The organism is Microbulbifer epialgicus, assembly GCF_041447265.1.
Classification (GTDB): domain Bacteria; phylum Pseudomonadota; class Gammaproteobacteria; order Pseudomonadales; family Cellvibrionaceae; genus Microbulbifer; species Microbulbifer epialgicus.
Genome location: NZ_JBGMEK010000114.1, coordinates 1 through 9,894, shown reverse-complemented (window position 1 = coordinate 9,894; position 9,894 = coordinate 1). Strand labels below are relative to the sequence as shown.

At 44.4% G+C, this 9,894-nt stretch carries 11 protein-coding genes and 1 pseudogene; 9 read left to right on the top strand and 3 right to left on the bottom strand.

What is annotated here, in order from left to right:
• Nucleotides 1-988: hypothetical protein (locus ACCI49_RS22310; RefSeq protein WP_371841441.1), on the top strand; the 988-nt coding region annotated here is incomplete at its 5' end.
• A gap of 1 nt (nucleotide 989) precedes the next feature.
• The gene (locus ACCI49_RS22305) at nucleotides 990-1,238 is read left to right on the top strand and encodes a hypothetical protein (RefSeq protein ID WP_371841440.1); all 249 of its coding nucleotides are present in this window, start codon (nucleotides 990-992) and stop codon (nucleotides 1,236-1,238) included.
• Nucleotides 1,239-1,380: 142 nt separating this feature from the next.
• On the opposite strand, the pseudogene ACCI49_RS22300 reads toward ACCI49_RS22305, so the two are convergent.
• Together ACCI49_RS22300 and ACCI49_RS22295 are read right to left on the bottom strand one after the other, a co-directional pair.
• A pseudogene (locus tag ACCI49_RS22300) lies at nucleotides 1,381-1,572 on the bottom strand (IS256 family transposase); the annotation flags it as partial.
• Nucleotides 1,573-2,052: 480 nt separating this feature from the next.
• Entirely contained in the window at nucleotides 2,053-2,394 is a 342-nt protein-coding gene (locus ACCI49_RS22295; RefSeq protein ID WP_371841439.1) for a hypothetical protein, read from the bottom strand.
• A gap of 482 nt (nucleotides 2,395-2,876) precedes the next feature.
• Between ACCI49_RS22295 and ACCI49_RS22290 the strand changes: the two genes are divergently transcribed.
• The 6 genes from ACCI49_RS22290 (at nucleotide 2,877) to ACCI49_RS22265 (ending at nucleotide 7,220) form a co-directional block, all read left to right on the top strand.
• Nucleotides 2,877-3,221, top strand: a complete 345-nt coding sequence (locus tag ACCI49_RS22290; protein WP_371841438.1) for a hypothetical protein — start codon at nucleotides 2,877-2,879, stop codon at nucleotides 3,219-3,221.
• A gap of 466 nt (nucleotides 3,222-3,687) precedes the next feature.
• A complete protein-coding gene (locus ACCI49_RS22285; RefSeq protein WP_371841437.1) occupies nucleotides 3,688-4,017 on the top strand; it encodes a hypothetical protein in 330 nt (109 codons plus the stop codon).
• Nucleotides 4,018-4,947: 930 nt separating this feature from the next.
• The gene (gene csrA / locus ACCI49_RS22280) at nucleotides 4,948-5,127 is read left to right on the top strand and encodes a carbon storage regulator CsrA (RefSeq protein WP_371841436.1); all 180 of its coding nucleotides are present in this window, start codon (nucleotides 4,948-4,950) and stop codon (nucleotides 5,125-5,127) included.
• 182 nt (nucleotides 5,128-5,309) lie between these two features.
• A complete protein-coding gene (locus ACCI49_RS22275; protein ID WP_371841435.1) occupies nucleotides 5,310-5,462 on the top strand; it encodes a hypothetical protein in 153 nt (50 codons plus the stop codon).
• A 440-nt stretch (nucleotides 5,463-5,902) separates the two neighbouring features.
• Nucleotides 5,903-6,388, top strand: coding sequence for a hypothetical protein (locus tag ACCI49_RS22270; protein WP_371841434.1), 486 nt, complete (start codon nucleotides 5,903-5,905; stop codon nucleotides 6,386-6,388).
• Between the two features lie 292 nt (nucleotides 6,389-6,680).
• Nucleotides 6,681-7,220 (top strand): demethoxyubiquinone hydroxylase family protein, encoded by a 540-nt coding sequence (locus ACCI49_RS22265; protein WP_371841433.1) that lies wholly within the window; start codon nucleotides 6,681-6,683, stop codon nucleotides 7,218-7,220.
• Nucleotides 7,221-7,432: 212 nt separating this feature from the next.
• On the opposite strand, the gene ACCI49_RS22260 is transcribed toward ACCI49_RS22265, so the two are convergent.
• Nucleotides 7,433-9,010: a phytoene desaturase family protein gene (locus ACCI49_RS22260; protein WP_371841432.1), complete on the bottom strand. Its 1,578-nt coding sequence runs from the start codon at nucleotides 9,008-9,010 to the stop codon at nucleotides 7,433-7,435.
• A gap of 596 nt (nucleotides 9,011-9,606) precedes the next feature.
• Here ACCI49_RS22260 and ACCI49_RS22255 point away from each other — a divergent pair.
• A partial coding sequence (locus ACCI49_RS22255) for a transposase (protein WP_371838736.1) occupies nucleotides 9,607-9,894 on the top strand: 288 nt, incomplete at its 3' end.

The window sequence follows — 9,894 nt, the reverse complement described above, 5'->3', positions numbered from 1 at the left end:
CGCTGGGCTAGATGTTCAAATAGCAGCGGAGGCGGGTAAGAATGCGGCAGAAAATAATGCTCTCCCCGCATATTTACTGTACCTGGGATATGTATATGTAGCTGCTAATCTCACTCTTACGGCTGTAGAGATTTACAATACAATTGAGGGGGTTGAAAAACTCTATGAGGAGTTAGAGGCTGCTGAAGGCGACCCTGACAGGCAAAAGCAAATTATCATTAAGTATGGTAAGGCCTTAGGTGTTGAGATTGCCGTAGAAGTGGCAGCTGGGTATACAGGAACCAAGTTACTGGCTAAATTAATAGAACTTGGCAAGCATAAAATTCCTGGCGACATTTTAACGGAGTTGAATTACCTTCAGAATTCATTTGAAAATTCCACCTCATACCAGTTGGAGGTTAGAACTAAAGATCGAGATCTGGTGGATCAAGGGAATTATCAAACTGACTTCAAGACCAGAGAAGTTGACATTGGGCGGAAGGTACCTGAAGAAGTTCCGTTGTCAAATGAAAAAGTTGACGAGATTTTAGAGCAAAAGCGTACTGATCCAGATAATCTAGAATATCCTGATGAGTATTTGCCAGCGGATTATATTGAGGCGCACCAACGGCTATTTGATGATGGAGTGGTTCGGTTTACAAATTATGCTGCATTTAATAAACTTGGAACTTTTGGACTTGATGGCGGATTTGTAATGCCTAGGAGCACATTTGATAAGGCGTGGCAGGAATCAAATGGCGACTTAGAGGCTTTTGAAAAGCTGTTAGAACTGGATGACGGCTACCTTTCAAATCCAGAAAAAGGAACTATTATTGTCGGGTTTAAAAGGTCCGATCTTGGTGAAATTAGAATCCCTCGTGGTAACGAATCTGGTGCATATGAAGGTCAGTGGGTTCCCGGCGGGTATACAGCGGGAGGAAGCCCTGAGGGTGTTGTAGACTTTAAAAGTGATCCACCTAAAGCTTATGAAAAACTATGGGGTTTTTAACATGAAGCGACTAACTGGAAAAATATGTAAGCTTGATCGCAGTGAAATGAAGCGTCCTGGTCTTTTTTGGCAGAAGGGAGGTTGGGCAGTAGAAATTAGCGATGGGAAATATTATTTTCTTTATCCGACCTCAGAAATGGCCGGAAGGCTTATCAATGAGGAGATTAGTAAGGCTGAATTTGATGGCGTAATAAATGGCGAGCTGACAGCAGAATACATGTTAAAAAAATATGGCAAAGGTCATGGGTAACAATGTTACTCACTATTAACTTAAGTTACACTTGTTAACCTTATGTTATCTGAAAGTGTAGCACTTTATTGATTTTTAATATGTGCTGCACTTTTCAGTGGGAGGGTGTAATTGATTCTGTGTAACCACCCTTGCCAACTGATTATTGATAGTCTGCGATTCTCTCGCCAAATTCGATCATAAAACGGTTTATTGCCGGCTTCCAGTTCTGGATTGGCATCGTCCATTTTTCTGGGGCAGCTTGCACAGCCAGCTATACTACCTTCATTGCTGGGTCGTCAGAGGGGGCGCTTTTCGCAACTTTGCGAATGACGCTGTTGAGGAGCTCTGCCGCAATCGCCTATCACCCGTCCTTTCCGGCTGGCTCGAAGTTGAAGCCGGAGCGCAGCTATGACCGCATGAATGCTTTCTCGTTGGCCTGGCTCTGATGGTGGCTGTCAGTGTACCCGCCATGAGTTGCTAGTTCAGTTCTCATTGGCCCCGGTGACCTTTACCAACGTTAAGAGCTGCACTGCCGATACAGGCTATGGCTGGCCAGTACAATGGCAACTTCTACACTTTGGCTTCTGACTAGGATGTTGAACACATTGTGCCACTGTCCTGGGCATACAAACACGGTGGTACCAATTGGGCCAAAGAGGCAGCTTTATGAAGCTCCTGAGAACCTATGACTGGTAGATGACGGCCGGAACCATAGCAAGGGCGACAAGGGTCCGGATGAGTGGATGTCACCCTATAAGCCTGCGCAGGGTGCGCAGGCTGTTGGTTCAGATATCCTGCCGTCCTCCCTGAGACTCTAGCTCGTTTCCATTGGCTACATATAAGTTTCAGATAATGATAGTAAACCAACCTCGCAACTTCCCTCTGTTCGAGAATGTGCCCTTACTTTTTTCCCGGCCATATAGCCAGCTAATGCAATACTTATCAATCGATCAGTTTCTTCACCATGGATGCTGGGCGTAATAAGGGCAGTTCGATTACATGAAGGCTCAAACTGAGCTGAGGAGTCAGAAGAAAAAATTATCTTTGTGACTGTTTGTCCCTCGAAATCGTACACTTTTACTGCATCTATTGTTCCGTAAGCGATATCGCCGGCTGATGCAAAAGCACAGAATGATTGCAAAGTTACAAATAGTACGAATTTCTTCAATTTCATATTTATTACCTAGTTAAACTGGAAAATAGCTTAGAACCTACCATAGCCAGATTCTGTGGACTGCCGGAAGGTGGCAAGTTGTATCATGCTATAAACCTTTGCTGCTACAGTGGCAATAACGAGCCCTCAAAACCATAGGGGCGAGAGGGGCGAGCCGTTATCAGTTGAACCTTAGACATGTATAGTTTTTGGTATTTGGTGACAGGTTTCAAATGCGCTGTCTTCTGCTCACCACAAAAGCGCTAATTCATTGGTTTATGGGGGTTCACATTGTGGTTGATAGTCGTCAAAATGCCTAGTTCTAAAACAGCCGCAATTTCTCTGCCTGCTGGCCCCAGTCAGCAGGTTTAATCTTATAAAATTGCCGGACTTTTGATGTCGAGCAAAGTGAGTCAGAGAGGCTTTATTCGAGTTGGCTGTTAAATCTTTGGATGAGAGTCAAATAACATATTCAGTCAGTTAACCTTGTCAAGGTATGTAAAATGAAGAGATTGTTGATTCCAGCTATTGCTGCATTATTTGTGTCAAATGCCTATTCTTTAGGTTCGGTCAGCGGAAAGGTAAAGCAGATTCGAGTCGATGAGAATGGGAGGACTATGATATTTTTTGATAAACCCTTAAGTGGAGATCCGGCAGCGTGCTCAGATAAAGAAAATTATGGCAACGCTTTGGCAGTGGATGCATCTACTGATGGGGGAAAAGCGGTATTAAGTATGGCTTTAGCTGCAAAGGCTACAGGATCAACTGTTACTGCTTATGGGTATGGTAAATGCGGTTTGTACGGAGGTAACGTTGTTGAATCTTGGAATCATGGATTTTTACTGTAAGAGGTTTTAATTAACTAAAAACGAAACCATGTAGGAGGGGTAAAAGTAGCGCTGGTAGATTGTTCAAAGCGCGCTGCATGCTAGGTTTTATTCAGATCACGCCCTACTCCAAAGAGCTTGTATTTGTTCTCTAAGCCTACCACTTGTACGATCCCTCAAAACTATAGAGGGGTCGTTGCTAAGACCTTATCAGTTGAACCTGCGACATGTATAAGTTTTGTTATTTGGTGACAAGGTGCAAAAGCGCTCTCTTCAATTCACCATAAAAGCGCTAATTCTTTGCCTTATAGGTGATCACAGGATGGTTGATAGCAGTCAAAATGCTCAGCTTTAAAACAGGCGTAATGTCCCTGCTTGTCTGGCTCTGTATCAGAGTAAGTTGGGTGGTTATTTTGAGGTGCTTTGGGTGCAGCATAACGTGGCACATAGATCTCTTATAAATTAACGAGTACAGGAGAAAAAGAAAATGTGTAGGAAGCTACTGGCTATTTTATTGTTAACCGGAGCTTTACCTACCCAAGCTGCGATTGTAAGTGCTGTAGGCAAGATTCAGGAAATAATCGCTTATGATTCATTTGGTGGCGGTGATGTGCTAATCAAATTTCCTACACAGGTTTCAAATTGCTTGGCTGGCGTCTATATTCCTCCAAAGTCGGAAGGAGGAGAGGAAAGAATACTTTCTATTGCGTTATCTGCTTATATGGCAGGCAAAGATGTGAGATTTCAGATTTATGAAACAGCAGTATGGCCGGGAGCAGCCAACTATTGTAAGCTCAAAACTATTGAGCTTAAATAATTTGATAAAGAAATTAACCTGGATAGTTTTTAGCATTGTAAATGCTGTTCATGCTTTAATGCTGCTATTTGTAGTAGTTCAGACTTTGTCTGATAATTATCAGTTTTTAGGAAGTGCTCTGACAGGTCAGGTTTAGTTTACGAGCTTTTCCTTCCTGGGTATCTATGTGCAGCACTTTATAGTGATAGTGGAGAAATATGGGCTGAAGTTTTACCAGAAGAGTCAGCCCAAATACCGCCCTTTCTGTAAGAGTAGGGCTGTAATAGCTCTAGGAGATCGTAGTCAACCTTGGTTCTTAGAGTTGTAGCTTTACCTTCATTGAGAACTTTATACTTCAATCTTTAGGAAAAGCGCAGGTAAACCTCAATATAAACTGCAACTGTCAGTTGTTGACTGAAATTTTCCCAGTCTACAATAAAAATATAGGCACAAAAATGATCTTATTGGAATTTATTAAGTTTGTTTCAATGTCAAAGCTGCGTAGAATTGGTAGACATTTTTGGTACTTTGGCCGTAATTGAGTGAGCTGATTAAAAAGGCTTCAGAGATTTGAGAGGCTTGAAAGGTTCGAGAGGACCGAGAATTTTCTAAAAGACCCATCCCCTCAAAGGAGAGCGGTAGCGTGACGTAAGAGTAAGTAAAAGGCGCTGACCCAAGGTGCTACCAACACCCGGGGCCAGCTAACCAAATTGATAACGTGACTATCAAAATGGCTATATGGATAATACGCTAGAAACCCGCTCGTCTTCAATAAAGTCGAGATCACTCAGTAGCTTGGGGCATGTTCCTAAGCTCTGGAAGCCTAGCGCCCGCCTTTTCCTCTTCTATGCTTACCGCCCTCGCGCACCTCCCCACGTTTCCTCCAAACGTTAAAACCCAGATTCCCCCACCCCGGAAGCGCCCAAACTTTGACTATAGAAGGAAATGAGTATGTTGATTTTAAAGCGACGGACAGGTGAAAACTTAAGAATTGGAGCAAATGTCTCAGTCACAGTGCTGGAGGTTAAAGGTAATCAAGTGAAGATAGGCATAAGCGCACCCAAGTCACTGCCCATTCACCGTGAAGAAATTTATATGCGGATCAAAAGGGAGCGGAAAGTGAGCGTCTGAATATGCCGAAAGGGCGGGGCAACTCTGGGCATCAATGATTAAAAGCTGGATTCCAAGTAAAAATTTGTGTGGCTTTGTCTGGTGGGTAATATTTGCCCCCGATTCGAATACCTCTTTGGTGCCAAAAGGCCCTAATGATGGCCACTGTGCCTCTACTATCGTGCGCGCAACGATAACAAAGGGTGCTGAGCCCACCAAAAGTAGTGCCCAAGGTTAAATGCACTATTGCCGTAATCGATGACCAGAACAACGTACAGACTGATGGTGTCGGCGATTTAATATTCAGTGCTTATGTAACCACTAACACCCGGCAGACAGATGAGGGCAGCCGGTAAAACGTTGCTAATCACGCCGTTGATAAGTGGCGAGCTGTATTGTCGAGGCAGCAAATCGTTTGGCCGTGCATAGTGCTATTGCGGCTATGGGAGCTCCTAGTGAGCAATTCAGGCCTTTATTTACGTTAACGAGGAACGTATCGCAGGTTTCAAAGCTTGAATTATAGTGCCATAGCTGACATCCACAGAAATTTACGCTCTAACTTATTGATTTAATAGTAGATGAAATGTATTCAAGAGCGAGAAATTGAGTCAAGCGACTTGAGCTGGCAGCCCACTATTTCTGGTGGATATTTGACAAAAATCGATAAGCTACTATAAATAATGCTTTGCCTGCAGAGCTTGAAGGGTCTACTTTAGAAATAATGGCCATACGGATAGAAAGCCACCGGCTCTTTAATAAGTGTCAGCAAATTATGATCAGAATTCTATGCAGTCTTATGGCCATTCCTTTTCTGTGTAGTTTTGCTGCATGGATAGGCCAGTATATATTTCCAGCAGTTAGCTGGGGGCAAAGCACACTAAATTACAATATTGGTGGCGGTGTTACTGCAATGTTTCCTCAGCAGTCAATTGCACCACTTATGATGTTTGTCACTCCTAACAAGCTTTCAATTGCTATTTGGGGGGCTTCATTACTTATTTCGGCTCTTATAGTATTCCCATGTGTTTTTTTGTTCAAAAAAATGAGGTGGGGGCAGCTACTGCGCACCACTTTTTTGGGTCTATTTTTAGGGGTGGCTCCCCCCTTAGCTAATTACATGATATACCCTATGGCTGTATCTGGTGAATTGCCAAATTTTAACTACCATCTTATGCAGTTGTTTGGCTATTACGCATTTGTAGGTGGTTTCGCATCAGCTGGTTTTTGGCTTTTTGCAATTAGAGGAAATCCTTGGTTTCGTCTTGCAAGGTTGTCAAATTGACAGAAGTTGAGAATGCAATAAAGGCTATTAATATTCATCATGTCTATTCGAAGGGGCTTTTTAAAATTACTAAAAAGGGGGAAGGAAAGAATACACTGCGCTCGGGACCGTATGAGGTATGGATGCCGATTACGAGCTTACAGGGAAGTGTTCACAGCGCGTCTCGAGTGCAGTGTATTCTTTCCTTCTGACCCGGTAGTATTTAGCAGAGAGCATAATAAGTGCAGTTTACCGGGTTGGTTTTCTTCTGTGCTTCAAGCTAGCCGTAACTGTGAACGTTATACATACAAAGATGAAATGTCGCGATAGTAAAAGTAGTCTGGATACACCTAAAAAGATTCTTAAAGTGAATCACGCGGGTGAGTGTGGCGCTATCAACATTTATCGTTCACAAATATTATTATGTAAATTTTTCTATCGAGATCTGGTTCCACTTTTACAAAGTTTTAAAGTGGATGAAGAACGTCATAGAGATATATTTTGGAATGAAATAATCGCTCGAAATGGCGTACGCTGTAAAAGCTACTGGCTTTGTGGTTTGGGTGGCTTTGTAATGGGGTTTATATCTTCACTGCTAGGTAGGCGAGGTATCTTGGCTTGCACTTGGGCTGTGGAGTCGGTTGTAATAAACCACCTGGAAGAACAATTGAAGTACCTAGAAAGCAAGGGTGATCATTCTGCATATGAGGCTGTGTATTCTATACTGGAAGATGAGAAAAATCACAGAGACACAGGATTTAAGGAGGGTGGAGTTACGAATATTTGGTATCAACCACTACGCTTTTCAGTAAGTTTTTTTACTGAGCCAATTATCCGTTTTGGAATGAGGTAAAATGTTTAACCAAGCAAAGTGGCAGGTAAGCTGCGATTTGCGGCGTTAACTGTCAGGAAGGACTGTGCTACCTCAGGCGATGATAAATAAAACCAAAAAGAATTTTTCAGGGATTGAATGCAGTGAGTCGTATACCACTCTCCTACAACCTTGTCCGCAGTTAGAATAATTGGCCTTAGAGTTGATAAGAGCCCGCACTCCGCAGGCCACTTTTATTTATCTCTTAGAATCTCCATCGCAGCATTATGCCCAGGCACTCCTGTAACCCCACCTCCAGGGTGACTACCGGAGCCACAGAGATACAAGCCGTGAATAGGTGTGCGGTAATCCGCAAAGCCCATAAAGGGGCGGTTGCTCCATAGTTGGTCCAGCCCCAGGGCGCCATGGAAGATGTCGCCTCCCATCAAGCCAAACTTGCGCTCTAAATCCAGGGGCGAGTGAATTTGCTGGGCGATGATGGCGTCACGGAAATTGGGGGCGTATTCAGTGACGGTATCAATAATGGTTTGCGCCGCTTGCTCGCGGTCGTCGTCCCAGCATTTGTTGTTCGGCAGTTCAGGAGCGAATTGCTGGCAGAATAGGCTGGCGACATGTTGGTCTTTGGGGGCCAGGGAGGGGTCGATGGTGGAGGGGATCAATATCTCTACAATGGGCTGCTTTGACCAGCCGTGTTGTGTCGCATCCACATAGGCCTGCTCCAAGTAGTTCATTGTGGGGCCAATGACTATTCCAGACTGATGGTGCGTCTGTAAGTGAGTGCCGGGTTTACAGGTGAAGTCTGGCAGCTCAGACAGTGCCACATTCATACGGAAAGTACCGGAACCCACCCTGAAGCCACGTACTCGACGACGGAACTCCGGCTCTAGATGCTGCTCGGCAATCATCTGGGAGTAGAGTAGCTTGGGGCCGACATTGGCGATTACTTTGTCGGCGGTAACCGTCTCTCCGCTGCTTAGCTGCACTCCTGTAGCACGACCGCCATCGACCAAGACCTCTTTAACCTCGGCGTCTGTGCGAATAGTGACCCCGAGGCGCTCTGCCTCTTTCCGCATGGCTTGGGTAATAGCGCCCATACCGCCCATTGCATGACCCCAAGCGCCTTTCTGACCGTTTACCTCGCCAAACACATGGTGCAACAATACATAGGCGGAGCCGGGGGTGCTGGGAGCAGCATAGTTGCCAACGATAGAGTCGAATGCAAAGGCAGCTTTTACATGGTCATTTTCAAACCAGGCATCCAGTACGCTGGTAGCACTCTTGGTGAATAGGTCCAGTGCATCACGACGCGATGCCATACTCAGCTTTTTTGCCCTTAAGCCAAAGCCACCAGCGCGAACCAAATCCACAAAACCACCGCCAACATTGGGAGGAGAGCGGAGCAGTTCCTCGCGCAAAATATCCGCTACAGATTCCAGCATGGCATAAAAGTCAGGTAGCGTGGCTGCATCCTTTTCAGAGAAGCGGGCGAACTCTGCCTGTGTATCTGCGAGATTCTTATGGAAGGAGAGGCTTTCGCTATCTGAAAGTGGGAAAAAGTTTGACTGCGGCCGTAACTTGATTTCCAGGCCGTGCTCGCGTAAGCGAAGGTCTTCGATGATTTTCGGGTTGAGCAGACTCACGGTATAGCTTGCTACAGAGTTTCGGAATCCTGGGTGGAATTCTTCAGTAACCGCAGCTCCGCCAACAATCGGCCGGCGCTCTAGAATTGTTACTTTTTTTCCCGCTTTGGCCAAATAGCAAGCGCACACCAGGCCGTTATGGCCACCGCCAATAATCCACAAATCCTTCATTATTATTCTCTGAGTAGGTAAAGGTTAGCAACGATTGTCGTCAAAAAATGCCAAAAAATAAAGGGGGGATAGATATGATTATGTCGCAAAGTTTAGCGGTTTTGCCGATGCCCCAAAAATCCAAATAATCCGGTGAAAGAGCAAATATTCAGCAGGATGGCTTCTGTGTTTTTGCTCGCGTGGGAAAGCTACTTGTTCACCAACTCTGAAAGTTCTACGACGCTTATTTGAAGAGGCCAGCAAAATACCCTGTAAACCAATAAACTGGAAGCCCCTGGCTTTCACTGTGTCAGATCTATATAAAACCCAATACTGAGATAAATACTCAGATCCTTATCCTAATATCCCGGATCCCACTCTATGTGAGATTTTGCGTTTATACTTTCAGAAAGTTTAATGAGCCCACCCCTAGGTTTGGAGCCCTGTATATGTAGCTTTGTCGTTGATGTAGAGTAAGTACTAAAGCATATCGAGATGCTTGCTAAATATCATATCGCTAACGCGATTAAAGCTCTAATAAAAATAAGGGTACCTCTAAAAATTCACTAATTTCCGGTAAAATAGCCTAAACGCTCACTAGTAAAGGTTATTGTCAAATGCAGCCGAGTTTTTTCGGTCTTGATGACCGCCATCGCAAGCTAAATGAACGTGATCCACTGGTTGCTCTTCGTAAGTTGATTGACTGGGAGGACTTCCGGAGTACTTTGAATAAAATCCCCACACTTCCAAGAAAGAGTAATGCTGGAAGAAGACCCTTTGATAAGGTACTGATGTTCAAGGCACTTGTATTACAGCATTTATATAACCTATCGGATGATGAGCTGGAATATCAGATACGCGATCGATTTTCATTTTGTCGATTTCTCAGCCTAAACCCGGAGGAC

Bases quoted from the DNA above. Each gene is read 5' to 3' on its own strand.
- ACCI49_RS22265 (WP_371841433.1), top strand. From the start codon at position 6,681: ATGAAATGTCGCGATAGTAAAAGTAGTCTGGATACACCTAAAAAGATT.
- ACCI49_RS22290 (WP_371841438.1), top strand. From the start codon at position 2,877: ATGAAGAGATTGTTGATTCCAGCTATTGCTGCATTATTTGTGTCAAAT.
- ACCI49_RS22270 (WP_371841434.1), top strand. From the start codon at position 5,903: ATGGCCATTCCTTTTCTGTGTAGTTTTGCTGCATGGATAGGCCAGTAT.
- ACCI49_RS22285 (WP_371841437.1), top strand. From the start codon at position 3,688: ATGTGTAGGAAGCTACTGGCTATTTTATTGTTAACCGGAGCTTTACCT.
- ACCI49_RS22305 (WP_371841440.1), top strand. From the start codon at position 990: ATGAAGCGACTAACTGGAAAAATATGTAAGCTTGATCGCAGTGAAATG.
- csrA (WP_371841436.1), top strand. From the start codon at position 4,948: ATGTTGATTTTAAAGCGACGGACAGGTGAAAACTTAAGAATTGGAGCA.
- ACCI49_RS22260 (WP_371841432.1), bottom strand. From the start codon at position 9,010: ATGAAGGATTTGTGGATTATTGGCGGTGGCCATAACGGCCTGGTGTGC.
- ACCI49_RS22295 (WP_371841439.1), bottom strand. From the start codon at position 2,394: ATGAAATTGAAGAAATTCGTACTATTTGTAACTTTGCAATCATTCTGT.